General features: G+C 70.4%; 18 protein-coding genes and 1 pseudogene. 8 read left to right on the forward strand and 11 right to left on the reverse strand.

Going from position 1 to position 23,808, the window contains the following annotated elements; translation table 11 throughout:
- Nucleotides 1-53 precede the first annotated feature (53 nt).
- Complete coding sequence (locus tag K7C20_RS35655) at nucleotides 54-1,595, reverse strand: MFS transporter (protein ID WP_030087133.1); 1,542 nt, start codon at nucleotides 1,593-1,595, stop codon at nucleotides 54-56.
- A gap of 119 nt (nucleotides 1,596-1,714) precedes the next feature.
- Between K7C20_RS35655 and K7C20_RS35660 the strand changes: the two genes are divergently transcribed.
- From K7C20_RS35660 to K7C20_RS35675, 4 genes are all read left to right on the forward strand, one after another.
- Nucleotides 1,715-2,692 (forward strand): Lrp/AsnC family transcriptional regulator, encoded by a 978-nt coding sequence (locus K7C20_RS35660; RefSeq protein ID WP_222892704.1) that lies wholly within the window; start codon nucleotides 1,715-1,717, stop codon nucleotides 2,690-2,692.
- Between the two features lie 176 nt (nucleotides 2,693-2,868).
- A complete protein-coding gene (locus tag K7C20_RS35665; RefSeq protein WP_030075387.1) occupies nucleotides 2,869-3,498 on the forward strand; it encodes an ATP-binding cassette domain-containing protein in 630 nt (209 codons plus the stop codon).
- Nucleotides 3,495-5,438, forward strand: coding sequence for a YhgE/Pip family protein (locus K7C20_RS35670; RefSeq protein WP_030075386.1), 1,944 nt, complete (start codon nucleotides 3,495-3,497; stop codon nucleotides 5,436-5,438). Before K7C20_RS35665 ends, K7C20_RS35670 begins: the two co-directional genes overlap by 4 nt.
- A gap of 81 nt (nucleotides 5,439-5,519) precedes the next feature.
- Nucleotides 5,520-6,005, forward strand: a complete 486-nt coding sequence (locus tag K7C20_RS35675; RefSeq protein WP_030075385.1) for a peroxiredoxin — start codon at nucleotides 5,520-5,522, stop codon at nucleotides 6,003-6,005.
- An 87-nt stretch (nucleotides 6,006-6,092) separates the two neighbouring features.
- On the opposite strand, the gene K7C20_RS35680 is transcribed toward K7C20_RS35675, so the two are convergent.
- Both K7C20_RS35680 and K7C20_RS35685 read right to left on the reverse strand, forming a co-directional pair.
- Complete coding sequence (locus tag K7C20_RS35680) at nucleotides 6,093-6,545, reverse strand: lamin tail domain-containing protein (protein WP_030075384.1); 453 nt, start codon at nucleotides 6,543-6,545, stop codon at nucleotides 6,093-6,095.
- Nucleotides 6,546-6,715: 170 nt separating this feature from the next.
- Entirely contained in the window at nucleotides 6,716-8,692 is a 1,977-nt protein-coding gene (locus K7C20_RS35685) for a heavy metal translocating P-type ATPase (protein WP_053209605.1), read from the reverse strand.
- 94 nt (nucleotides 8,693-8,786) lie between these two features.
- Here K7C20_RS35685 and K7C20_RS35690 point away from each other — a divergent pair, with 94 nt between their 5' ends.
- A complete protein-coding gene (locus K7C20_RS35690; RefSeq protein ID WP_030075381.1) occupies nucleotides 8,787-9,173 on the forward strand; it encodes an ArsR/SmtB family transcription factor in 387 nt (128 codons plus the stop codon).
- A gap of 20 nt (nucleotides 9,174-9,193) precedes the next feature.
- On the opposite strand, the gene K7C20_RS35695 is transcribed toward K7C20_RS35690, so the two are convergent.
- The 6 genes and pseudogenes from K7C20_RS35695 to K7C20_RS35715 all read right to left on the reverse strand — a co-directional run bounded on the left by K7C20_RS35695 (nucleotide 9,194) and on the right by K7C20_RS35715 (nucleotide 19,508).
- Nucleotides 9,194-10,378, reverse strand: a complete 1,185-nt coding sequence (locus tag K7C20_RS35695; protein WP_030075380.1) for a zinc-dependent alcohol dehydrogenase — start codon at nucleotides 10,376-10,378, stop codon at nucleotides 9,194-9,196.
- 122 nt (nucleotides 10,379-10,500) lie between these two features.
- Nucleotides 10,501-11,562, reverse strand: a complete 1,062-nt coding sequence (sbnA, locus tag K7C20_RS35700; RefSeq protein WP_078953337.1) for a 2,3-diaminopropionate biosynthesis protein SbnA — start codon at nucleotides 11,560-11,562, stop codon at nucleotides 10,501-10,503.
- A gap of 219 nt (nucleotides 11,563-11,781) precedes the next feature.
- Nucleotides 11,782-12,852: a 2,3-diaminopropionate biosynthesis protein SbnB gene (sbnB, locus tag K7C20_RS35705; protein WP_030075378.1), complete on the reverse strand. Its 1,071-nt coding sequence runs from the start codon at nucleotides 12,850-12,852 to the stop codon at nucleotides 11,782-11,784.
- Nucleotides 12,849-13,853 carry a TauD/TfdA family dioxygenase gene (locus tag K7C20_RS39345; protein ID WP_078953388.1) on the reverse strand — a complete coding sequence of 335 codons (1,005 nt, stop codon included), beginning with the start codon at nucleotides 13,851-13,853 and terminating at the stop codon, nucleotides 12,849-12,851. The genes sbnB and K7C20_RS39345 overlap by 4 nt, the downstream gene beginning before the upstream one ends.
- A gap of 330 nt (nucleotides 13,854-14,183) precedes the next feature.
- Nucleotides 14,184-16,961: pseudogene (locus tag K7C20_RS35710) on the reverse strand (non-ribosomal peptide synthetase); the annotation flags it as partial.
- A 6-nt stretch (nucleotides 16,962-16,967) separates the two neighbouring features.
- Nucleotides 16,968-19,508, reverse strand: a complete 2,541-nt coding sequence (locus K7C20_RS35715; RefSeq protein WP_078953338.1) for a Pls/PosA family non-ribosomal peptide synthetase — start codon at nucleotides 19,506-19,508, stop codon at nucleotides 16,968-16,970.
- Between the two features lie 515 nt (nucleotides 19,509-20,023).
- Here K7C20_RS35715 and sigK point away from each other — a divergent pair.
- Together sigK and K7C20_RS35725 are read left to right on the forward strand one after the other, a co-directional pair.
- Nucleotides 20,024-20,617, forward strand: a complete 594-nt coding sequence (gene sigK, locus K7C20_RS35720; RefSeq protein ID WP_053209607.1) for an ECF RNA polymerase sigma factor SigK — start codon at nucleotides 20,024-20,026, stop codon at nucleotides 20,615-20,617.
- Complete coding sequence (locus tag K7C20_RS35725) at nucleotides 20,617-20,892, forward strand: zf-HC2 domain-containing protein (protein WP_053209608.1); 276 nt, start codon at nucleotides 20,617-20,619, stop codon at nucleotides 20,890-20,892. The genes sigK and K7C20_RS35725 overlap by 1 nt, the downstream gene beginning before the upstream one ends.
- A 54-nt stretch (nucleotides 20,893-20,946) precedes the next feature.
- Here K7C20_RS35725 and K7C20_RS35730 read toward each other — a convergent pair whose 3' ends face one another.
- Nucleotides 20,947-21,990 carry an NAD(P)-dependent alcohol dehydrogenase gene (locus K7C20_RS35730; RefSeq protein WP_053209609.1) on the reverse strand — a complete coding sequence of 348 codons (1,044 nt, stop codon included), beginning with the start codon at nucleotides 21,988-21,990 and terminating at the stop codon, nucleotides 20,947-20,949.
- A 95-nt stretch (nucleotides 21,991-22,085) separates the two neighbouring features.
- Here K7C20_RS35730 and K7C20_RS35735 point away from each other — a divergent pair, with 95 nt between their 5' ends.
- On the forward strand, nucleotides 22,086-22,673 hold the full coding sequence (locus K7C20_RS35735; protein WP_030075372.1) for a TetR family transcriptional regulator: 588 nt from the start codon (nucleotides 22,086-22,088) through the stop codon (nucleotides 22,671-22,673).
- Between the two features lie 94 nt (nucleotides 22,674-22,767).
- Here the strand turns inward: K7C20_RS35735 and K7C20_RS35740 are convergent, their stop codons facing one another.
- The gene (locus tag K7C20_RS35740) at nucleotides 22,768-23,697 is read right to left on the reverse strand and encodes a LysR family transcriptional regulator (protein ID WP_030075371.1); all 930 of its coding nucleotides are present in this window, start codon (nucleotides 23,695-23,697) and stop codon (nucleotides 22,768-22,770) included.
- Between the last annotated feature and the right edge of the window lie 111 nt (nucleotides 23,698-23,808).

The raw sequence follows: 23,808 nt of genomic DNA on the forward strand, positions 1-23,808 counted from the left end.
CGGCGGGAGACGACCCGGCCGGGGGCTGTCGGCCGGTGGCCGACCGAACCGGTCTAGCCGTCCACTTGGACCGCCGTGGCCGGTTTCGCGGGGCTGTCGGCCACCGCGCTCTGCGGAGGATGTGGGCGGTGGCGGGTCAGCCAGAGCACGACGGCGGCGCCGGTGATCGCCAGGGTGCCCGCGGTCAGGGCGAGGGTGTTGTGGGCGGTGGCGAACACGGAGTGCAGGGTGTGACCGAAGGCGGTGCGCTCTCCGGCCGGGGTGGCGGCGAGCAGGGTGTCGGCTCCGCCGCCGGCCAGGGTCTGCGCGGCGCTCTCCGGGCCCGGGACCACGCCGTTCAGCGAACGGTTCATGGTGGATACCGCCAGGGTGCCGAAGGCTGCGACACCGAAGGCGTAGCCGAGTTGTTCGAAGGTGCTGTAGGCGCCGCCGGCCATCCCGGCGCGTTCGGGCGGCACGGAGCCGAGGGCGAGGGCTGCGGCGACCTGGAAGACGAGTCCCATGCCGATGCCGCTCAGGGCCAGGCCACCGATCAGGGCGGGCCAGCCGGATCCGGGGCCGAGGAAGCCTTCTGTCGCCACGCCGAGGCCGGCCAGGAGCAGGCCGAGGGTGGCGCCCAGGCGGGGGGAGGGTCTGGGCATCCACCGCCCGCTCAGTACCGCGACCAGCCCCGCGGCCGCCGCGTGCGGCAGCACGACCAGGCCGGCGCCGATGGGGGAGAGGTGCTGGACGGACTGGAGCCATAGCGAGGTGTAGGGCAGAACCCCGTATACCGCGCCTTCGCCGACCGCGATCGTGAGCATTGCGGCGGTGAATTCCGGACGGCGGAACAGCGACAGGTCCAGCAGCGGATGGGTGCTGCGCCGCTGGACGGCCACGAAGACCGCGCAGGTCACCAGCGCCACGGCCAGCGGGACCAGCGTCCCCGCCGAGGCCCAGCCGTGTGCGTGCGATGTGGTCAGGGCGTAGACGCATCCGCCCGCACTCAGGGCGCCCAGCACCACGCCGGGAACATCCGGACGCCGCGTGGCGGCCCGGTCCGGAGTGGAGCGGGGGATGCAGCGGAACGTCATGACCAGGGCGAGAGCGGTGACGGGGACGTTGACGTAGAAGATCCAGCGCCAGTTGAGGGCCTGGGTCAGCAGCCCGCCCAGGACCGGGCCCAACGCGGAGGCACTGGAGGCCACCGCCGCCCACACCCCGTAGGCCACTCCCAGGCGGCGCCCCGAGTACAGGGTGCTGATCAGCGACAGGGTGGTGGTGAACATCGCCGCCGCCCCCACGCCCTGCACGAGCCGGGCGGCGATCAGCCACCCCATGTCCGGTGACAGCGCGCACGCCACCGAGGCCGAGGCGAAGACGACCAGTCCCACGACGTACACCCGGCGCCGCCCGTGCCGGTCGGCCAGCATGCCGGCCCCCAACAGGGCGGCGGCCACGGCGAGCGCATAGCCGTCGGCGACCCACTGAAGCTGGGACAGCGCACAACCCAGGGACCCGGACAGGGACGGCAGCGCGACCAGCACGATGGTGACGTCGATGAGCAGCATGAACGTGCCCAGACAGAGGGCGGCCAACGGCCCCCAGATACGCATGACAAGACCCCCACAAAGACGGCGATGGGACGACCCGCCCACCTTCCGGGCCTCGCCATGCGCATCCCAAGCCATACCCTGGACCGCGGAACGATCCGGCAAGGAAGCGAGGCATTGCGGTGGATTCCGGCGCTCTGAACGACCTCGACCATCGCCTGCTGGAGGCCCTCCAGCTCGACGGCCGGGCCCCCTTCAGCCACCTCGCCCGCCTGCTGGACCTCTCCGAGCGCACTGTCGCGCGCCGTTACCAACGCCTGCGCGGCCTGGGCCTGCGCATCGTCGGCCAACCCGACCCCGCGCGCCTGGGGTTGGTCCGCTGGCTGCTGCGCCTGCACTGCACACCCGACGCCGCCGGCACCATCGCCGAAGCCCTGGCGCGCCGCCCCGACACCAGCTGGGTCACCCTCGCCTCCGGCGGCACCGAGCTCTACTGCGCCGTCAACACCCGTACGGCCGGCGAACGCAACGCCCTGCTGCTGCACAAGCTCCCCCGTACCCCGCACGTGCTCTCCGTCAGCGCCCACTGCATGATGAGGATCTTCGTCGGCGCCACCAGCACCTGGCACGCCACCCGCTTCCGCCCCGCCACCCCCGCCACCCCCGCCGCCCCCGCCGCCCTCGCGGTGGATTCCGGCACCCCCCTCACCCCGCTGGCACTGGACGCCACCGATCGCACCCTGTTCACCAAACTGGCCCGGCACGGCCGCGCCACCCTGCCCGAACTGAGCAAGGCCACCGGCCGCTCGCCCTCCAGCGTCCAGCGCCACCTCGACCGCCTGCGCACCGAAGGCGCCCTGCACCTCTCCGTCGACTTCGACCCCCAACTCCTCGGCTACCACATGAGCACCCGCCTCTGGCTCAACGTGGCCCCCGCCCATCTGCGCACCGTCGGAGAGACCCTCGCCACCCACCCCGCCATCGCCTTCGCCGCCGCCATCACCGGCACGTCCAACCTCGTCGCCAGCGGCGTCTTCCGCACCCCGGCCGACCTGTACGACTACATCGACCGGCAGATCGGTCCGCTGCCGGGCATCCAGAGCATCGAGACCGCCCCCACCCTGCGCGAAGTCAAACGCCTGGCGCCGGCCCTCCCCTGAACGGTGACGGGCCGTGGATCCGGCCCGCGCTCGCACGCCACCACCCACGTGAATCACGTCACAACTGGCGTGCGGCAGGGGTGGGTTGACCGGTCCGGGCTAGGACTTGCTGCATGACAGCGGCAGGAGTTGACGTGGTGGCCCGCGGGGCGAGCGTGCGCGGTCGGAGAGGTCCGGTGTTCGAAGGGGTGGATGTGGATGTGCCGGCGGGCGGGCTGCTGGCCGCTCACGGCCCGGCCGGTTCCGGGCGTACTTCGCTTCTGCTGGCGCTCGCCGGGCGGATGCGGCTGTCCGGCGGGGCCGTCCGGGTCGGCGGGCACGTCCTGCCCGCCGCGGGTGGGCGGGTACGCAGGATGGTCGCCATCGCCCGGGCCGCGCCCGCGGTCGATCTCGAAGGACGGCTGCGGGTGCGCGAGGTGATGGCCGAACGCTGCCTGACCAGCCCTGGCGTGACCGAGCGCGGCATCCGCGAGGCCTTCGCGACCTTGGACGTCGCCCCACGAGGGGCAGACCTGGTCGAGGACCTCGGCCCGGCCGACAGGCTGCTGCTGGCGACCGCGCTGGCCCTCGCCGAACGGCCGGGCGCCCTCGTCGTCGACGACGTCGACGAGGGGCTGCCACCCGACGCGCAGAAACCCGTGTGGCAGGCCCTGCAACGGGTCAGGGACCACGGCCCCACCGTGCTGGCCGGCTGCCTGCATCCGCCCCCGCCCACCGCCGGCCTGGTCGCGCTGTTATTGCCGCGACGCAGCCAGGACCGCCTCCCGGCCGAGACGGCCACTGTCCGGAAGGACGCCGACACATGAAAGCCGTCAAGCTGGCGCTGCTCGAACTCCGGCGCTTCCGGGGGCCGATGCGCCGACTGGTCCCCGCCCTGCTCTGCCTGGTGCCGTTGCTGTACGGCGCCATGTACCTCTGGGCGAACTGGGACCCGTACGGCAAGACGGACCGCATGCCGGTCGCCGTCGTCAACCAGGACCACCTGGCACATGCGCGGCAGGGCAGCCGGGTGAACGCCGGCGACCAGCTGGTCCAGCAGCTCAAGGCGTCCGGCACCTTCGACTGGCACTTCGTCGGTCCGGACGAGGCGCGGGACGGGCTGGAGCACGGCCGCTACTTCTTCACCATCGACATCCCACCCGACTTCAGCCGCAAGCTCGCCACGGGTGCCGACACCCGACCGCAACAGGCGGGCATCCGGATCGAACTCAACGATGCCAACAACTACGTCGCCGGCATCATGACCGAGGTGGTGCAGAACAAGCTTCAGGACCAGGTCAACTCCGCCACGCATGCCGCCTATGTGCGCAGCGTCTACGGCGAGTTGTCGGACGTGCGCGACAAGCTGTCCACCGCGGCCGATGGCGCACACCGGCTGGTGGGCGCCACCCGCGTGGCGCAGCAGGGCACTTCCACGGTCGCGTCGGCGACCTCCACCCTGCACGACGGTGCCGACGGCGTCGCCGCCGGGGCGCGGCAGATCGCCCGTGCCACCGGGCAGATCGACGACCTCTCCGGCCGCCTCGACCGGGCCGCCGCCGACCGTCTGCCCGGATCCCTCTCCACCCTGGTGACCACCGCCCGGCTGACCACCGACGGCCTGGACGCGGTGCACACCGCCACCAGCGCCACCCGCAAGGGCACTTCACGCGCCGTGGCGGACCTCACCGATCTCGCCGACTCCCACCCCGAGCTACGCGGCGACCCCGTCTACCGAACGGCCCTGAGCCACGCCCGCGACCTGGACACCACGGCCACCGACCTCGACGGCCGGGCCGCTGCCGCCGAGAACAACGCCCGGCGCTCCCTCCGCGACGCCGAACGCCTCCAGGACCATGTCGGATCGCTCAGGCGCGATGTGCTGGCTCTGCACACCCCCCTCCGTCTCGTCGACACCGGAGCGCACAGCGCCGCCGACGGTGCGCACGGCCTCGTCGAAGGGCTCGGCACCCTGGAAAAGGGCTCCGGCGCGCTGCGTGCCGCCGCCGACCAGGCGCACGACGGTGCCTCGGACGTCTCCCGCACCGTGGACGACGGACTGCACAAGATTCCCCGCACCACCCCCGACCAGGTCGCCCATGCCGCCGAAGTACTGGGCACGCCCGTACACATCGACCGGGGGAACCTGCACCCGGCCGGTGTCTACGGACGCGGTCTGGCCCCGTTCTTCTTCGGCATCGCCCTGTGGGTGTTCGGCCTCTTCGCCTACCTGTTGCTGCGCCCGCTCAACACTCGTGCCCTGGCCGGCCGGGTCGGCGCCTTCACCACTGCCGTCGCGGGATGGCTTCCGGCCGCGGTGCTCGGGGCCGTGGGGGCGCTGGTGCTCTACGGCGTCGTGGACCTCGCCCTCGGGCTCAGTCCCGTCCACCGCTTCTGGATGCTCGCGCTCCTGGTCACCGCGGCAGCGGCCTTCGTCGCCGTCGATCACTGCCTGCGCACCCTTTTCGGGGTGCCGGGCGACGTCCTGTCCCTGGTCCTGCTCATCCTCCAGCTCACCGCCTCCGGCGGGCTCTATCCACTGCCCACCGAGCCGGCCTTCTTCCAGGTGCTGAACCCACTGCTCCCGATGACCTACCTGGTCGACGGATTGCGCGTCACCGTCTCGGGCGGGCTCACCGAGAACCTCCTGCGTGACTTCGTCGTCCTCTTCGCCTTCACCGCCGGCTTTCTCGCCGTGACCGCCCTCGCCGTAAGACGCCAACGGGTCTGGACCGTCGGGCGTCTCCATCCCGACGTTTCCCTGTGAGGAAATGGACCGACCGCCGGACGTACGGCCCCGGTCCTCCCGTCGCCGCACCGCCGCTTCCACCATCGATCGGACCGCCTGATGGCCTCAGCACCGCACCTCGGTACACCCGTCCCCGACTTCACCTTGCCCGGTGGTGTCCTGACCGGCGACAGCTTCGAGCGCCGTGACTACACCCTCTCCCTGCAACGCGGCCGCCCGCTGGTGCTGGCGTTCTATCCGGGCGACGACACCAGCGTGTGCACCAAACAGCTGTGTTCCTACTCCAGTGGCCTCGAACACTTCCAGGACCAGAACGCGGAAGTCTGGGGCATCAGCCCCCAAGACGTGGACAGCCACGAGCGGTTCGCGCGCAAATACGACCTGCGGATGCCCCTGCTCGCCGACACCGATCGCCACGTCACCCGCACCTTCGGCATCGCCGCCCCCGGGATCGGACTGCGCAGGGCGGTCTTCCTCATCGGACCCGACGGAATACTGCACTGGAAACACGTGGCGCTGCTCGGTGCCGGCTTCCAACCCCTCGACACCCTCACGCGGCATCTCGCCGGCATGACATCCACCTGACATCCACCTGAGTCCGCGTGAGTCCGCCGCGGGCCCGGTACGCGAAGGCGCCCCCGCCGGTGGGCAGGGGCGCCGAGTACGGCACGTTCAGCACATCTTGTAGTCGGCTCGCGTGGAGTGGTAGGAGCAGGTGTCGACCGTGCCGCCGGTCGACTTCTTCAGCGTGGCCGAGTCCCGGTCGTTGTTCCACACGTAGGCGCCGCGGCCCTGGTAACGGTGCGCTGCGGTGTTCGTGCCCTTGCCGGTGTGGACGGTGACTGTCTTGCCGGCTCCGAGCGAGTAGGAGCCGAAGGTGTACGTGTGCCGGGAGGCGTCCGTCAGTGTCCAACCTGTGAGGCTGACAGCCCGGCTGGTGGAGTTCTTGATCTGTACGTACTCGGCGTTGAGGCTCGTGGTGGAGCGGGTGTCCGAGCCGGGGCTGTCGTAGTAGATCTTGTAGAGGTGGACGGAACCGGCAGCCTGTGCGGGCACGGGCAGCAAGGCGGCGCCGGCACAGGCCGCAGATATGGCAGCAGCGGCCACGGTACGAAGACGGAGCATGTGAGTCCTTCTGTGTCAGGCCGGGCACCCCCCCACTTCGGGCCCGGCAGGCGCTCAGATTACGGACCCAGTACCGGGAAGGGCATCGACGTTACCCAGTCGCGACATATCAAGACACAACGGTATCGCTCAAAGTTCAACAAGTTCTGGGTACTTGCTCCGGTGCTTGCTCAGGCGCTGCCCTCGGCGGCGGAGTTGACCCAGGCGGCCTCGCGGAGCAGGCGCAGACCGTTGAGGCCGACGATGACGGTGGAACCCTCGTGCCCGGCGACGCCGAGCGGCAGCGGCAGAGTGCCGAGAAGGTCCCAGACGACCAGGCCCGTGATGAAGATGCCGGCGATGACGAGGTTCTGCACCACCAGGCGACGGCTCCTGCGCGAGAGGGCCACCACGGTGGGGATGGCGGCGAGTTCGTCACGGACGACCACCGCGTCGGCGGTCTCCAGGGCAAGGTCGGATCCGGCTCTGCCCATGGCGATGCCGGTGTGGGCCGCGGCCAGGGCCGGGGCGTCGTTGACACCGTCGCCCACGACCAGCACATTGCGGCCCTGCGCCGCCCAGCCCTTGACCGCGGACACCTTGTCCTGAGGGAGCAGCCCGGCGCAGACCTCGGTGATACCGACCTCGGCGGCCGGCTGCGCGGCGGCGCGCTCGTTGTCACCGGTCAGCAGTACCGGCGAACGGCCGGTGAGCTCCTTGAGCGCGGCCACGGTGGCTGCGGCGTCCGGGCGCAGCCGGTCGGCGATGCCCAACACCCCGGCGGGGGCGCCGTCATGCAGGACGAGAACCGCGGTACGGCCCTCGTCCTCCAGCGCCTGCACCACGGTGCGGACGGGGCCGGTGCCGGCGAACGGGAGCCGGGCCGGCGATCCCACCTGGACGGTGTGTCCGTCGATGGTGGCGGTGACACCCTCGCCGGGGGCGGAGCCGAAGTCGGCAGCGTCGGCGAGCGGCAGACCGCGTTCGCGTGCGGCGTCGACGACGGCGCGGGCGAGCGGGTGCTCGCTGGGGTGCTCGGCCGCCGCGGCGAGGGCCAGCAGGACGTCCTCGCCGAGGCCGGAACCGGGGAGCGGGCGGATGTCGGTGACCCGGGGGGTGCCTTCGGTGAGGGTGCCCGTCTTGTCCAGCGCGACGGCGTCGATGCTGCCGAGACGTTCCATGACGACGGCGGACTTGGCGAGGACGCCGTGACGCCCGGCGTTCGCCATGGCCGAGAGGAGCGGGGGCATCGTGGACAGCACCACGGCACAGGGGGAAGCGACGATCATGAAGGTCATCGCGCGCAGCAGGGCGGGCTGCAACGCGGAGCCGAACGCGAGCGGGACGGCGAAGACGGCGAGGGTCGCGGCCACCATGCCGATCGAGTAGCGCTGCTCGATCTTCTCGATGAACAGCTGTGTGGGCGCCTTGGTCTCGGAGGCTTCCTCGACCATGGTCACGATCCGGGCGATCACCGAGTCCGACGGGTCGCGCTCCACCCGTACGTGCAGGGCGCCCGCGCCGTTGACGGTGCCCGCGAACACCTCGTCACCGGGCCGCTTGGCCACCGGCAGCGGCTCGCCGCTGATGCCGGCCTGGTCCACTTCGCTCGCTCCGCGCAGGACCTGGCCGTCGGCCCCGATGCGCTCGCCGGGCCGGACGAGGACCGTGTCGCCCACCGCGAGGGTGTCCGTCGGGACGCTCTCCTCGGCGCCGCCGGGCAGCAGCCGGGTCGCGGTGGTCGGAGCGAGGTCGAGCAGGCCGCGGACCGAATCCGCGGTGCGAGCCGTGGCGACCGCCTCCAGGGCGCCGGAGGTGGCGAAGATGACGATCAGCAGGGCGCCGTCGAGGAACTGGCCGATGGCGGCGGCGCCGAGCGCGGCGACGACCATCAGCAGATCGACGTCCAAGGTCTTGTCCTTGAGGGCCTTCAGGCCCTCCCACCCGGGCTCCCATCCGCCTGAGAGGTAGACGGCGGCGTACAGCGGGCCCCACAGCCACCACGGGGTGCCCAGCAGGTCCAGCGGGAGGGCGAGCAGGAACAGCAGCAACGCGGCCAGCGCCCACCGGGCTTCCGGCAATGCCAGGACGCGCGTGCGGTGGCGCGAGGGCGCCGGGCGTGACGCGACGGCGGGCGGCGCGGGCCGCTGATCCAGGACAGAAGGCATGACAAAGCAACCCTTCACGGGCGGACTGGGGCGACGTCACCACCATACAGGAACACCTGAATAGGTCTTCATGTGTCATCGGTATGATGTCCGCATGGGCCACGGAGTCGACATCGCCAGCAGCGCCACCACCCGCGAGCGCCTCGACGCGGTCGGCACCGCCGACGTCGCCGCCACCCTCCAGGCCCTCGCCACTCCGTCCCGGCTGCACATCCTCGCCCGGCTACAGGAAGGCCCCTGCTCCGTCAGCGACCTCGCGGCCGCCGTCGGCATGGAACCCTCCGCCTGTTCCCACCAGTTGCGCCTGCTGCGCAACCTCGGACTGGTCACCGGCGAGCGGCACGGTCGCTCGATCGTCTACGCGCTGTACGACAACCACGTCGCCGAACTCCTCGACCAGGCCCTCTATCACGTCGAGCATCTGCGCCTCGGAGTCCGCGACACCCAGGTCGCGCCACAGGAGCCGGCCGTCGCCGAGTGACCTGACGCCCGGCGAACGGCTCAGGGCGTCAGAACAGTTTTGATCATGCCGTCTTCCTTGGCCTGGAAGGTCTGGTAGGCCTGGGGCCCCTCTTCGAGCGGAAGGGTGTGGGTGGCGAAGTCCTGCACTCCGAGGACGTCCTCGTCGTTGAGCAGAGGCATGATGTCGTCCACCCAGTGCTTGACGTTGGCCTGGCCCATGCGCAGCTGGACCTGTTTGTCGAACAGGGTGAGCATCGGCACGGGGTCGACGGAGCCGCCGTAGACGCCGATGAGCGAGATCGTGCCGCCCCGTCGGACCGCATCGACGGCCGTGTTGAAGGCCGCCATGCTGTCCACACCGGCCCGGCTCAGCACCTTCTCCCCGATCGCGTCGGGCAGCAGGCCGGCGAACCGCTGGGCGGTTCTCGCCAGCGGAGCGCCGTGCGCTTCCATGCCGACCGCTTCGATGACGGCGTCGGTGCCACGCCCCGCCGTGAGACGACGGATCTCCTCGCCCACGTTGTTGTCGTACTCGTTCAGGTCGAGAGCGTGCACGCCCCGGCTGCGGGCCCGGGCGAGGCGTTCGGGTACGAGGTCGACGCCGATGACCTTGCTCGCGCCCTGGTGGAGGGCGATACGGGCCGCCATGTCGCCGATGGGGCCGAGACCCAGAACGGTGACGGATCCGCCTGGTGGGATGCCGGCATAGGCGACGGACTGCCAAGCGGTGGGCAGGACGTCGGAGAGGTAGACGAACCGCTGGTCCGGCGGGCCGTGCGGCACCTTGACGGGCAGTGTGTTGCCGAAGGGGACGCGCAGCAACTCGGCCTGACCGCCGGGGACCTGGCCGTAGAGCTTGGAGAACCCGAAGAGTGCGGCGCCCATCCCACGGTCCTTGACCTGCGTCGTCTCGCACTGCGAATGGAGCCCCTGCCCGCACATCCAGCAGGTGCCGCAGGAGACATTGAACGGCACGACGACACGGTCGCCCACCGATACCTCGGTGACCTCGGGGCCGACCTCCTCGACGATCCCCATCGGCTCGTGACCGAGGATGTCACCCTCGTCCAGGTACGGCCCCAGCACCTCGTACAAGTGCAGGTCGGAGCCGCAGATCCCGGTGGAGGTGATCCGCACAATGATGTCCGTCGGGTCCTTGATCTTCGGGTCGGGAACGGTGTCCACCCGGACGTCACGCTTTCCATGCCAGGTCAGGGCCCTCATCATCGCTCCTTGTGAGTAGGTCTCCTGTCCGCCGGCCGCGTGGAGCTGAACCTCGGCGGCACTCTTTCCACCATGCGACGGTTGGCGCTCCACCGCAGGGCGGGCCCGTCGCGTCCGGCCCCTCAGGCGTCGTGGCGCCGGCGCCGTTCGCGCGGCTGCGACTGCGGCTCCGATGACCGCAACGGTGGCATGAGGCCGAGCGCGTCGACGTCCGTGCCGCCCGGCAGCTCGGAACGGAGCACGTCCTCGCCGTACAGGTCCTGCACCCAGTTGTCCTGGTAGACGGTGTCGAGGTAGCGCTCGCCGAGGTCCGGGGCGATGGCCACCGCCGTGAGACCTCGTGTGTCGTGCCGGGCCAGCCAATCCGTCGCCCCGCTGACCACGGTGCCGGTCGATCCGCCGAACACGAAACCGCGTCTGGCCAGTCGACGGCAGGTGCGGATGGTGTCCGCCTCGGCCACCCGTACGACCTCGTCCACATACGACTCGTCGAGCAGCGGCGGCCGGACGCTCATGCCCAGGCCGGGGATCATCCTGCGCCCCGGAGTACCGCCGAAGGCCACCGACCCGAGACTGTCCACGGCGATGATCTGCACCGGCCGGTGCCAGTTCCGGAAGTAGCGGGCACAGCCCATCAGCGTGCCGGCGGTGCCGGCTCCGACGAACAGCAGGTCCAGCTGCGGGAAGGAGCGGGCGATGGCCGGTGCCGTCGTCCGGTAGTGCGCCTTCCAGTTGCTCGGATTCGTGTACTGGCTGAGCCATACACACCGGTCGTCGGAGGCGCACAGATTGCGGATGTACGCGAGCCGTGCGCCGAGGTATCCGCCGTTGGACTCCTCGTCGGCGACCACATGCACCTGGCTGCCCAGAGCCTCCATCATCAGCCTGGTCGCCAGGTTGCAGCGGGAGTCCGTCACGCACAGAAACCGGTAACCCTTGCTCGCTGCGATCATGCTCAGCGCCACGCCGAGGTTTCCGGACGAGGACTCGACCAGGACCGAGTCCGGCCTGAGGTCTCCGTCCCGTTCGGCGGACTCCACCATCGCGGTCGCGGCCTTCAGCTTGATCGAGCCGGCGAAGTTGAAGCCCTCACACTTGAGGAACAACGAGTGCCCGAAGATCGGCCGGAGGTCGACGTAGAGCTCTTCCTCGTTGAACGCGTAAGGCACGGATATGACTGGCACGATGGTCTCCTCATCTGCGGCAGAGCGCCTTCAACAGTCCGTACGCCAGGGCGGCGGGCTTCGCTCTTCCGGGCGGGACCGGGTGGTCGGCCGAACCGGACGGGGCGCCGTGACAGGGCCGCGGTTGGGTGCGCTGATCTGCGGCGATGTGGTTGCTGATCGTTCCGGGCGAGGGTGCGGCATAAACCTCCTTGCGTGGCGGGCCGAGGCCCGGGCCGCTCATCCGTAGCGGCGCAGTTCGTGGAAGAAGTCGTCGACGATCTGGAGTTCCCCGGACCGGACGACCTCGTCGTAGACGTACTTGCCGACCGCGAGGTCGAGCACCCCGAGACCGAACGGCGAGAAGACGGCGGGACGGTCCGCCGGCACCGTCACACGGCCGGCCATCACGTCGTCCAGCGTGCCGTGCAGGAAGTCCCGGTTGCCGGTGAGCTGCTCGGTCAGATGCGGGGAGGTGGAGGCTTTCAGACAGTGCTCGATGTCGTCGACGATGTTGGTCGACGCCAGCAGGACCCGCGGGGCGAGGTCGCGCAGCGACACATGCATCACCACCGGATGGTGATCGAACCAGGAGACCTCGTCGACATGCGGCTGAGGCGCCACGGTGGCGAATACCACCAGGTCGCTGGCGCGGATCAACTCCTCGGCGCTGTCGTGCACGGTGACCCGCCCGGCGGTACCGCACTGCTCCAGGTAGAGGCGGTAGCCGGCCGCGCTCTCGGCGGACAGGTCGTGCACCCCGATCTCCTCGAACGACCAGCCCGTCCCTTCCAGGAAGGTGTGGATGTAGCGGGCGATCAGGCCCGCTCCGAAGAATCCGACACGGGTCGGACGGGGGCGCCCGCGGCTGAGCCAGTCGGCTGCTGACGCCGCTGACGCGGCGGTCCTGGTGGCGCTGATGATCGAGCTCTCCAGGCAGGCGAACGGGTAGCCGGTCTCATAGTTGTTGAGGATCAGCACGGCCGAGGCCCTGGGGATTCCGGCTGCCACGTTCGACGGGAAGCTGGAGATCCACTTCAGGCCGTCCACCCGTGTCTCCCCGCCGATCGAGGCGGGCAGCGCGATGATCCGGGAGGACGGGCGGTCGGGGAAGCGCAGGAACGAGGAGGGCGGGTTCACCGACTCGCCTGCGCCGTGCAGCCGGTAGGTGTCCTCGACCACTTCCACGATCTGCTTCTCGCGTCCCTCCAGCGCCTGTTGCACCTGGGCTCCTGAGATCACCGCGAAGGACGGCACGGGGAGCGGCCCGGGGGGCGCGGACTGCCTGGGGGTGGGGCGGACGGTGGTCATGGGAGGGTCACCTCCACAGTCGGCGAGCAGTCGGCCAGGCGCACCGGATCGGCCAGCGCCACGACCACGTCCCTCGGTCCTTCGAAAGGCTCCCTGCTGTGCGCGGTACGGACGTTGTCGATGAGCAGAAGGTCACCGGCCTCCCACGGCCGACGGGCGGTGTGGGCCTCGTACACCTCGTTGAGCAGGTGCACGACGTCCTCGGTGACGGGGTCGCCGTTTCCGTAGCGGGTGTTGAACGGCAGCCCGTCGGGACCGTATTCGTCGATCAGGTACTCCCGTACCTCGGGAGCCATCGTCCACTCGTTGAGGAACGCGATCTGGTTGAACCAGCAGCGCCGGCCGCTGACGGGGTGGCGCACCACGGCACTGCGGCGTTGTCTGGTGCGCAGTGCGCCATCGGGCTGCCAGGTGCACTCGATTGCGTGGGCGCGGCAGTATTGCTCGATGGCACCCCGGTCCTCGGTACCGAACGCCTGCTCCAACGACGCCCCGATCTCCTCGTTGTAGCTGCGGGTCAGCAGCCACCCCTCCCGCTCGAACCGCTCCGTGAGGGCGGCGGGCAACGCGTCGAGCACGGCTGTCGAGTCGGCCACTGCGGTCGCTCCGCCCTCGGTGGGGGCGCCCAGGCACGCGAACAGCATCAGGCCGGGGAACTCCAGGGTGTAACTCAGCTCGTGGTGCATGCACATCGGCTGGGTCGGCGGCCACTTCGACGAGGAGTACACGCCTTCGGAGTAGGTCTGCCGGAGGGCGAAGGCCTCCCTCTCGGTCACCGGGGCGACGCCCAGGCCCTGAAGAACGGCGCCGACCTCCGCCGGCTCGCGCATGCCCAGGCCCCTGACCACGACCGAACCGTGCTCGGCCACGACGGCGCGCAGAGCGTCCCGCCGCGCGGCTGCCCAGTTCGCCGCACCGTCGGTGGGCCCGACCCGCAACATCGGCGGTTTGCCGGGTTCCCGTTCCAGTTCTGGCAGGGAGATCGGGAGTGAGGACAGCATCGTGGTGCTCCTCTCAGTCGCGGCCCGGGAAGAAGCAGGCCGTTCGAGATCGCACAGCACCGCCTGTGCAGCGTCTTTCGCACGGGTTTGCAGGAAGAAGTGGCCGCCGTCCGGCAGCTCGTGGAGGTCAACGCGCTCGGCCAGCCGCTGCCAGTCGAGGTACCGCCGCACGAACCCCGCCGTATGCGGGTCGTCGGCGGCGACGACCACGGTGAGCGGCGCGGACAGCTTCACCGCCGGCGGGGAGTCCACGGTGTCGCCGGGCAACTGCGCGCCGAGGAACACCCGCCGGACTTCCACCCCGCGTTCCTCCAGGCGCTTGGCCGTCGCCACGGCGAGCGCCGTGCCCGAGGACTGGCCCCACAGCCGGAGCCCGGTCGGACGGAGGCTGACGATCTCGTCGGCGATCTGCTCGGCCACCTGCGCCATCGGCGCGGTGGGCTCACCCGCCACGACCGTGCCGGGGGCGGGCAGCGCGACGGCGTAGAGCGCAGGTCCGGTGCCTCGCAGGGCCTCGGCCAGCGGCTGGAACTCCTCCGTGTTCCCGCTGACGCAGGGGAAACACACCAGGGAACCTGCCTGGGCGTCATCCGCTTCCGACAGGGGGCGCAATATCCCGGGGCGCGGCTCGGACCCATCGTCGACCTGCCCGGCGAGATCGGCGAGGACCGGGTGACGGGTGACGTCCTTGACGGAAACCAGCCGCCCCAGGGTGACCGCGAGTTCCACCGCAGACAGCGAAGTGCCGCCGCAGTCGAAGAAGTTGTCCTGCCGGCCTATCCGTTCCTGCGGGATGCCGAGCACCGTGGCCCATGCCGCGGCCAGCCGCCGTTCCGTCGGCGTGCCCGGTGCGTGGTCGTCGTCCCCGACCGCGCCGGGTTCTGGGGCGTCGAGTTCCCCGGCGAGCGCCTCCAGCGCCTTCTTGTCGATCTTTCCGTTGGCGGTCAGCGGAAGACTCTCCCGCCAGAGGAAGACGGAGGGGACCATGTACTCCGGCAGCAGCTCGCCCAGCCTGCTCCTCAGGTCATCGGCCTCCCACGCGTGCCGGCCGGAGTAGAAGGCCACCAGCCGTTTACTGTGTCCCGCCCGTCCGGTGACCACCACAGCCCCGTCACCGACTCCCGGCACGCGGAGCAGCGCGTTCTCGATCTCGCCGATCTCGATGCGGAAGCCACGGATCTTGACCTGGCTGTCCTTGCGGCCGAGGAACTCCAGCTTTCCGTCCGGAAGCCAGCGTCCGTGGTCGCCTCCCCGGAAGAGCCGCTGCCCGGGACGGTGCGGATCCGGCATGAAGGCCGTCCGGGTGCGCTCGGGATCGTTGATGTACCCGCGGCCGACGCAGACGCCGGAGAAGACGATCGCCCCGGGGGCGCCGAGCGGTACCGGCGCCAGGTGTTCGTCCACGACATAGACGTGCACATTGTTGACGGGGCGTCCGACCGGGACCCGCTCGGTGTCCGGTACCCCGTCCATGACCTCGTGGTTGGTGTCGTCCGAGGTCTCGGTCAGACCGTAGGCGTTGACCAACCTGATCCCGGGCTGCGCCGTGAACCAGCGGTGGACCAGCTCCTTCTTCAGCGCCTCGCCGGTGACCGACACGCACCGCAGGTCCGGCAGTTCGCGCGGCCGGTGCTCCAGGTAGGACAGCACGACATCGAGGTAGGACGGCACCACCTGGAGCACCGTGACCCGTCCGTCGGTCACCGTGTCCAGGAAGCGTCGGACATCCAGCACGGCCGCCTGCTCGACCAGCACGGTCCGACCGCCCACCAGCAGCGCGGAGAGCAGCTGCCACAAGGAGATGTCGAAGCACTGGGGTGCGGTCTGGGCGACCGCCTGCCCCTCGTCGACCGGCAAGTCGTCGATCTTGGCGTAGAGATGGTTGAGCATGCCCAGGTGCTCGCACATCGCGCCCTTGGGCTCGCCGGTGGAGCCGGAGGTGAAGTAGATATAGGCGAGCTGGCCCGGGTCGACGCGGACTCCGGGATCGCTGTCGGGGTGCTCCGCATCCCGCACGGCGTCGATGAAGAGGGTCCGGACCCCCGGCACCGATGCGAGGGCCTCGTCGAGGCCGGCGGCGCTGCCGGGTTCGGTGAGCACATGCCGGCACCCGGCGCGCGAGAGCATGATGGCGATGCGGTCGGGCGGAAAGTGCGGCTCGATGGGCAGGTACACACCGCCGGCCTTGAAGACCGCGATGACCGCGGCCATCCACCCCAGATTGCGCTCGGTGACCACCGCGACGACGCCTTCGCGGCGCAACCCGCCCGCCAGCAGAGCGTGCGCCAACCGGTTGGCGTGGCCGTTGAGTTCCCGGTAGGTCCACTGCCGGCCCCCGTGCACGGCGGCAACGGCATCCGGGTGCGCCCGTACCCGCTCTTCGAACAGTTCGTGGAACCGGCGGTCCGGCAGTTCCCGGCTCGGTCCGGCCAGCCCTTCGAGCTGGAGGCGGAGCTCCTCGGCGGACAGCAGGGACTGCCGCTGGTGCTCGGCATCCGGATCGGCGGCGATCAGGTTGAGCGCCGTGAGGTAGTAGCCGCCGACTCGGGCCGCACAGTCCTTGTCGAGTACGTCGGTCCGGTACCGCAGTCGCAGCACACCTTGACCGCCGTCGCGGCAGACGGCCACCCACAGCACGGTGTCGCCCACCCCGCCGCCCTCACCGAGGAGGTCGCACACGGTCTCGGGGGACTCCTCGGCCCGACCCGGCTCCGGACCGGGCTCGCCGACCGGTTCCTGGCGCACCGGCAGCTCTGCCGCTGCCCGGTGGGCGTCCAGCACGAGGGCCCGCCATGAGGCGGACGCGGTCGTCAGACGGCAGGGCAGCGGCGTGCCGCCCGGCGCGGCGAGGCAGCCGGTCGTGACCTCGTGGTCGCCGGACAGCGCGGCGAGCACCTTGGCGTGCGCGGCCAGCAGCACCGAACTCAGCGGCACCTCCAGCCGGTCCGCCAGCTGACGCAGCGTCGCCAGGAGGCGAGCCGGCAGGACCGTCTCGTGCGCGGCGGTGCCCGGTACCGGGGCGTGGGTCCACCGGGGGATCTTGGTGAACGTGCCGTCGGCCACTGCGCCGCGCTCGTAGTCGGCGTTGGCTTCCGTGGATGCTCTCATCGCCACCTACCTCCAGCCCTCGCCGGCGTCCCGGCCACCGGTCTGCCGGGCCGGATTTCCGCCCCATTGCGCGTGTGGCGGGACGACCTCGCCCTTCATGAGGAAGGAGTCGGGCGCGAGAACCGCGCCGTCACCCATCGCCACGCCGTAATGGACGAAGGCACCGACGCCGAGCGTGCAGCCCGAGGCGATCGTGCTGCGGTCGGACTTGAAGGTGCCGTCCTCCTGTGAGTGGCACTGGACGACACTTCCCATGTTGAGAGTGCAGCCGTCGCCGATGGTGACCAGCGACCGCTCGGTCAGGTAGCAGCCGTCGTCGAAGACCTTTCTGCCGATCCGGACCCCCAGCAGGCGCCAGATCACGTTCTTGAACGGGGTGCCGTTGAAGATCAGCAGGTACGACTCCGAGGGCACCTTCCAGAAGCGCTCCCGCCGCCAGAAGCGCAGATCGTAGATCGAGCAGAACAGCGGGGTCAGCGGGTGGAGCGCCGTCACGGCCCGGTCGACCAGCACGAAGTACCCGGCGGCGGACAGGACGACCAGGACATTGCCCAGCGCGATCGCCCAGGCGCCGATGTGGTCGTAGAGCTCGGCGGCGACCGCCACGAGCAGGGTGACCCACAGGAAATAGAGCCACCGCACCAGCAGATAGAGCGCCATGGTGGCAGCGTTGTGCCTGTTCTTGGCGGCGAGGTGGCGGCCCAGCTGCTCGCCGCTCTTCAGCTCGTCGAACGTGCTGTCCCGCTGGACCGAGCGCGGAATCTCGAAGCTGGGGGAGCCGAGGAGCCCGACACCCTCCCGGATCTTGCCGTCGACAGGGACCATGACCTTCGTCGCGAGCAGGCAGTTGTCGCCCGTCCTCCCCCGTGAGGGATAGGTGATCTTGTTTCCGAGATAGTTGCGGGGGCCGATCGATGCCCGGGACACCCGGAAGGACGTGTTCGAGAAGTCGGCGTTCATGATCGACAGACCGTCGGCGACCATGGTTCCGGTCCCGACGGAACTCAGGTACGGCGTCTCGTGCTTGAGGTCCGTGCCGAAGTTCGACCCGGTCTGTTCGACCCGCGAGAGGTCGTACCCGAGGCAGCGCCGCAGGTAGTGCACGATGCCGGAGCTGTCGCCGAACAGGCGCGTCAGGAACTTCCGGTTGGTCGTGAGGGCGATGATCCGGTGCACCCCGTAGTGGAAGCCGTACAGCGGATAGACCTTGCCCGGAGTGATGGTCCGGCTGAGCAGGCGGGGGACGGTGGCCTGGAAGAGGAGGCCGAAGGGCACGGCAGCGAAGAAGAGCAACGACGCCGCCACGGCGTGCACATAGAACAGCCAGTCCGTGAGGGCCGTGGGGCCCGGTTCCAGGACCGCGGTGAGCTGCGGCGCCTCGGCCAGCAGAATGCCCACCCCGCCGACCGCCAAGGGCACGTACACGAGCAGCACGGCCAGCAGCTGCAAGGCACTGTGGGCCGCCCTTCTCCAGGCGCCGCAACCGGCCGGGCCCACAGCCTGGTAGTCGACGTCGGTCCGCTGTGCCGGTGACCCGTGCCAGTGCTCGCCGTCCGGCACCACCTGCCCGCTGTGCAGGGACGAGGCATGGCCGAGCTGAGCCCCGTCGCCCAGCGCACTCCCGATGTCGAGCACCGTGGCCTCGCTGATGACGACGTCCTTCCCGAGCACCACCGCGCCGGTCTGAATCAGGCCGGCATGGGCCCGGTAGCAGCTGAAGAACGAGTCCTTGCGGATGACGGTGTCGTCGCCGACGGTGAGCAGGTCGGTGCACACCGGCATGTTGCGGGAGAAGACCGCGACGCCCCGCCCGATTTTCGCGCCCAGGGCCCTGAGGTAGAGCGTGTAGAGCGGCGACCCGACGAACAGGACCAGCGGGTCCGAACGGATCAGCGTCTTGACGACCCAGAAGCGGACGTACGAGAGGCTCCAGACGCGGATCTGCTGGGGTTTCCACCGGCCGATGAGGACCCACTTCACCAGGATCGGCACGGCACACAGCACCAGGAGTCCGACAGCGCCGAACAGGACCGACCGCAGATACACGTGGAATGTGCCCGACCCGGCGGCGATCCACGTATAGCCCCAGGTGCTGACGAGCGCGATGAGATACGCATAGCCGAGGAACGTCAGGAACTGGAGCGCTCCGCACAGGACGTACTCGGGCGTGCTGGCCGGAGCCGGAGCCGGAGCGGCAGCCGGAGCCGGGGGAGGGGCCGGTGCCTCGACCGGGGGAGAAGGTGCAGGGGCCGCCACGGCCGCCGCCAGGGCATTGATCGTCGGATTCCGGTAGACGTCCTTCATCGAGACCGACGGCAGGTCGGCACGCTTCCTGACCCGCGCACAGAAATGCGCCATCACCAACGAGTCGGCGCCCAGGTCGTCGAAGAAGTGACGGTCGGCCGACACCTGCCCCGCACCCAGGACCTCAGCCAGAGTTGCGGCGAGGACCTCCGCGAGACCGGTGCCCGGGGCATCGACAACGCCCCGATCGGTTGAGGACTCCGCTGGGTCTGAGGTCAATTCGTTGACCGGCTTTCCGATCATGCGAGCTCCCTGGAGAAGTTCCGGCCACCGTCGTATGCCGCTCCGGCAATCACCCCTGTCCCCTAGCTGCTCGATTCGCGCCGCACGGGCGCGTCCTACCGTGTATTCGATGCTCGCGCGTATATGGATTGGTAAAGAGGGACTTTTTCTCATATGTCGGGATTGTGGTTCGAGGGCTGGACGGGCCGATGAACCTGGCACGCCGGGTGGAGAGCCCCGGCTCGCGGCCGACCGCTCAGGGATCGGCCCGCTGGATGCGAGTCACCGGATATCCCGGCCCGCACGTGGCTGCGCCGTCTTCATCGTGCCGCCGTTCAGAGTGCCCGGCGAGGCTCCCGTGCCCCGGAGGAGGGCCGGCTCAGCCGTACGGGCCCCGACCGGCTGCGCTTTCCGTGATGGGGCGTCAGTGTGAGAGAGCGCGGCCGACGCGTGGCAACGCATTCCGGCGCACGCCTTCCCGGAGCCACGGTCTTCACCACATTCAGGATAGGACGGTTCGACACGTTGTGAGGCGAATGTCGCACACTGCAACCGAGGGGCACCGGCCGCCGGAGCGGTCTGCCGCCGACCGTCGTGTGGACGGTCTGCTCGTGCGGGTTGCCCAGGGTGACCAGAAGTCGTTCGCCGGCGTGTACGACGCACTCGTGGTGCCCGTGATGGGCATGGCCGGCCGGATCCTGCGTGACGAGGCGCAGGCGGAGGAGGTGACTCAGGACGTGATGATCGAAGTGTGGCGGACAGCCGCCCGGTTCCGTCCGGAACGCGGCGCCGCGAAGTCATGGGTCCTCACGCTGGCCCACCGGCGAGCGGTGGAACGGGTGCGATCCGTGCAGGCCAGTACGGACCGTGAACGGAGGGCCGCGCAGCTGTACCACCAGACCCCGTTCGACGAAGTGGTGGAGGCCGTCGAGGAGCGGGAGCAACGGGCTCGGGTGTACCGCTGCCTGGCCGGCCTCGGCAACATGCAGCGGCTGCCGCTGGTCCTGGCCTACTACCAGGGGCTGACCTATGCGGAGGTCGCCGAAGCCCTGTCCACACCCCCGGGCACGGTGAAAACGCGGATGCGCACCGGACTGCAGAAACTGCGCGCCTGCCTGGGGAGCGGCTGATGGCTGCCGCCGAGGATCCGCGCCTGGCTGTCGGCGCCTATGTCCTGCACGCCCTTCCGCCCGCGGAGGAGGCCGCCTTCGAAGAGCACCTGGCCGACTGTGACGGCTGCGCCGGGGAGGTCGCCGCCCTGGAGGCCACCGTCGCGTGTCTGGCCGAAGCGGAAGCGGCCACCCCGCCCGCCGCGCTGCGCCGGCAGGTGCTCGACCGGATTGCGGCCACCGGCCAGGAGCATCTGATGGACGACGTGCCCGCACTGGGACAGGCGCTCAAGTAGACGGCGGCGTCGCGTCGTGGCGCGGACTGAACCACGACGCCGTGCCCGCGCCGTTCAGTCCAGGTCCGACATGTCGAGTACGAAGCGGTAGTGGACCTCGTTGCGCCGTAGGCGGTCGAGGGCCTCGTTCACCCGCGCCGAGGGGAGCAGCTCGATGTCGGCGGTGATGCCGTGCTCGGCGCAGAAGTCCAGCATGGCGGCGGTCGCGGGCCTGCCGCCGCTGCCTGCGGAGCTGAGTTTCTTGCGGCCCACCAGCAGGTCGGTGGTCTCCACGGTGACGGGGCCCAGGTGCCCGAGGTGGCTGAGGGTGCCGTCCATGGCCACCAGACCGAGGTAGGGGCCCAGGTCGTGCGGGGCGGAGATGGTGTCGATGACGACGTCGAACCGGTCCCGGGCCGCAGCCCTCTGTTCCGGGTCGAACGACACGACGAAGCCGTGGGCGCCGAGGCGGCGCGCGTCCTCGGCCTTGTCCGGAGAGCGGCTCACCACCGTGGTCTCGGCGCCGAGCGCCACGGCGAGCTTGACCGCGAGATGGCCCAGGCCGCCCAGTCCTGCCACGGCGACACGGGTCCGCGGGCCCACGCCGAGAGCCCGCAACGGCTCCCAGACGGTGATCCCCGCGCAGAGCAGCGGGGCGGCGGCCGCCGGGTCCAGGCCCGCCGGCAGCGGATAGGCGAACCGGTCGCGTACGACGTACTCGCGGGAGAAGGCCCCCAAGGTGGTCGATCCGTCGTGCCGGTCGGTGCCGCCGTAGGTCAGGGTCGGGAAGGCGCGGCAGAAGTTCTCCTGGCCGGCCCGGCACATGGCGCACTCGTCGCACGAGTCGACGATGTTGCCCACCGCCACCTGGTCGCCGACGGCGAAGCGGGTGACCTCGGCCCCGGTCGCGGTCACCATGCCCGTGAACTCATGCCCCGGAACCAGCGGGGCGTCCGCCGCGCCGTCCCGGCTGTCGACGGCGTGCAGATCGGTATGGCAGACGCCGCAGTAGTCCACGCGGACCGCGAGGTCGTCGGGGCGCAGGTCGCGCCGTTCCAGCGGCGCCCGCCGCAGCGCCCGCGCGGGGCCTGCCGCCTGCCATCCCGTGGTGGTCCTCATACCGACTCCTCACAGACAGACTGGTTGGTCTATTTCAGCGTAGAAGCCGATCGGGGCCCAGGTAAACCAACTGTTCTGTTTGGTAGCGTGAGGGCATGAACGAGCAGCCCCTGACCTCGCGCGGAGCGGCCACATACCGGCGCATCATCGAGGTGGCGACCCAGGAGTTCGCGGAGCATGGGATCGCCGGCGCCCGCATCGAACGGATCGTGGCCGCCGCCCGCTCCAACAAGGCGCAGCTCTACACCTACTTCGGCAGCAAGGAAGGGCTCTTCGACGCCATCTTCTTCGGCTCCCTCGAGCGGATCGTGAACGTCGCCCCGATCGACGCCACCGACCTCGCGGACTGGGCCGTACGCCTCTACGACGAGTACCTCCGCCGCCCCGACCTGATCCGGCTGGCCACCTGGGCGCGCCTGGAGCGCCGCCCGGCCGGTCATCTGGTCGACGACCCCGACCGCCTCGACGACGGCAAACTGCGCGCCATCAGCGAAGCGCAGGCCGCCGGGCTGGTCCGCAAAGGGGACCCGTTCGACCTGATGGCCATGGTGATCGCCATGTCCATGGCCTGGTCACCGGTCAGCAACGTCTATGCCGCGACTGCCGAGGAGCCCGACGAACTGCACGACCGGCGCCGAGCCCTGCTCCGCGAGAGCGTCCACCGCGCCATGACAGCCGACTGAAGCGTCCGGCCCGGCTTACCGCTCCCCACCCCACCCCACTGCCTCGCCGTTACGGCCCATGACGTGGTGCCGCTGGGCCGGGCGACGGGATTGCTCACTGCGCCCACTTCGGTACCCAGGTCTCGGCGTCGCACCGGCCGGACCGCAGGGAGCCCAGGTAGGTGCGAAGCGTGGCGAGCGCGGGGTGCGGGTTGTCGCCGCGCCAGATCAGAGAGTGCGGGTAGACCGGTGTCGGGTCGTGCACGGCAATGCGCCGCAAGTCCTGGTCGGCGGGCCAGACGAGGCGGGTCTGATCGCCGACGAAGGTCGCCAGCACCGAGGAGTCGGCGATCGTGTCGAGAAGCGGCTCGGTGCCGAAGTCGGGGCCGGTCACCTCGATGGTGAGCCCGAACGCGGCGGCGAGGTCGTCGTAGTAGGCGGCCCACTCCGTACCGGCGACGATGCCGGGCATCCAGATCCTGCGCCCGGCGAGCTGGGCGGGCGTGACCGACCGGGCGGCGGCGAACTCGTGGGCCGGTCCGGTGAGGAGCTGGACGGGCTCGTCGTGGACCCGGGCGGCCTCGATGCCGTCGGGCAGCCGCCGCGCGGGCAGGGTGACAGCGCGGAACGACGCGTCGATCGTGCCCGACCGGACAGCGGCGATGGCGGCGTCGGCGTCGAAGAGCGTCACGACGTCGAGTGCGGTCTCGGGATGCGCGCGGTGGAAGCCGCGCAGCAGACCGGCCGGCGCGAGCCGTCGGCCGATCACGTCGATGCGCAGCGCACGGCTGCCGGGCCGCACGGAAGCGGCCGCCCGCTCTTCGGCCTGGAGGAGATCGCGGGCGTGCGGCAGGAACGCCTGCCCGTCGATGGTGAGCCGGGCTCCGCGCGCGCCGCGGGTGAACAGCCGCACACCGAGGTCCTTCTCCAGCGCGGCGATGCGCTTGGAGACGGCCTGCTGGGTGATCGACAGGTCGGCGGCGGCTTCCTGAAATCGCCCCCCGTCCGCTACGGCGACGACGGTGCGTACGGCATCGAGATCCACGCCGGCCATCCTAGGTCCACAACCCATGGTTGTGGCGTGCCAGACGCTTCGGTTGTTTGCTCAGCTGACCGGCCGCTGGCTTTGATGTACCCGGTCAACGCGGGGTTGTTG

It is taken from the genome of Streptomyces decoyicus (assembly GCF_019880305.1).
Taxonomy (GTDB): Bacteria; Actinomycetota; Actinomycetes; order Streptomycetales; family Streptomycetaceae; genus Streptomyces; species Streptomyces decoyicus.

What these genes read in the sequence shown, in the direction of transcription:
- K7C20_RS35655 (WP_030087133.1), bottom strand. Translation starts at nt 1,595, where the DNA reads ATGCGTATCTGGGGGCCGTTGGCCGCCCTCTGTCTGGGCACGTTCATG.
- K7C20_RS35670 (WP_030075386.1), top strand. Translation starts at nt 3,495, where the DNA reads ATGAAAGCCGTCAAGCTGGCGCTGCTCGAACTCCGGCGCTTCCGGGGG.
- K7C20_RS35675 (WP_030075385.1), top strand. Translation starts at nt 5,520, where the DNA reads ATGGCCTCAGCACCGCACCTCGGTACACCCGTCCCCGACTTCACCTTG.
- K7C20_RS35680 (WP_030075384.1), bottom strand. Translation starts at nt 6,545, where the DNA reads ATGCTCCGTCTTCGTACCGTGGCCGCTGCTGCCATATCTGCGGCCTGT.
- K7C20_RS35685 (WP_053209605.1), bottom strand. Translation starts at nt 8,692, where the DNA reads ATGCCTTCTGTCCTGGATCAGCGGCCCGCGCCGCCCGCCGTCGCGTCA.
- K7C20_RS35690 (WP_030075381.1), top strand. Translation starts at nt 8,787, where the DNA reads ATGGGCCACGGAGTCGACATCGCCAGCAGCGCCACCACCCGCGAGCGC.
- K7C20_RS35695 (WP_030075380.1), bottom strand. Translation starts at nt 10,378, where the DNA reads ATGAGGGCCCTGACCTGGCATGGAAAGCGTGACGTCCGGGTGGACACC.
- sbnB (WP_030075378.1), bottom strand. Translation starts at nt 12,852, where the DNA reads ATGACCACCGTCCGCCCCACCCCCAGGCAGTCCGCGCCCCCCGGGCCG.
- K7C20_RS39345 (WP_078953388.1), bottom strand. Translation starts at nt 13,853, where the DNA reads ATGCTGTCCTCACTCCCGATCTCCCTGCCAGAACTGGAACGGGAACCC.
- K7C20_RS35715 (WP_078953338.1), bottom strand. Translation starts at nt 19,508, where the DNA reads ATGATCGGAAAGCCGGTCAACGAATTGACCTCAGACCCAGCGGAGTCC.
- sigK (WP_053209607.1), top strand. Translation starts at nt 20,024, where the DNA reads ATGTCGCACACTGCAACCGAGGGGCACCGGCCGCCGGAGCGGTCTGCC.
- K7C20_RS35725 (WP_053209608.1), top strand. Translation starts at nt 20,617, where the DNA reads ATGGCTGCCGCCGAGGATCCGCGCCTGGCTGTCGGCGCCTATGTCCTG.
- K7C20_RS35730 (WP_053209609.1), bottom strand. Translation starts at nt 21,990, where the DNA reads ATGAGGACCACCACGGGATGGCAGGCGGCAGGCCCCGCGCGGGCGCTG.
- K7C20_RS35735 (WP_030075372.1), top strand. Translation starts at nt 22,086, where the DNA reads ATGAACGAGCAGCCCCTGACCTCGCGCGGAGCGGCCACATACCGGCGC.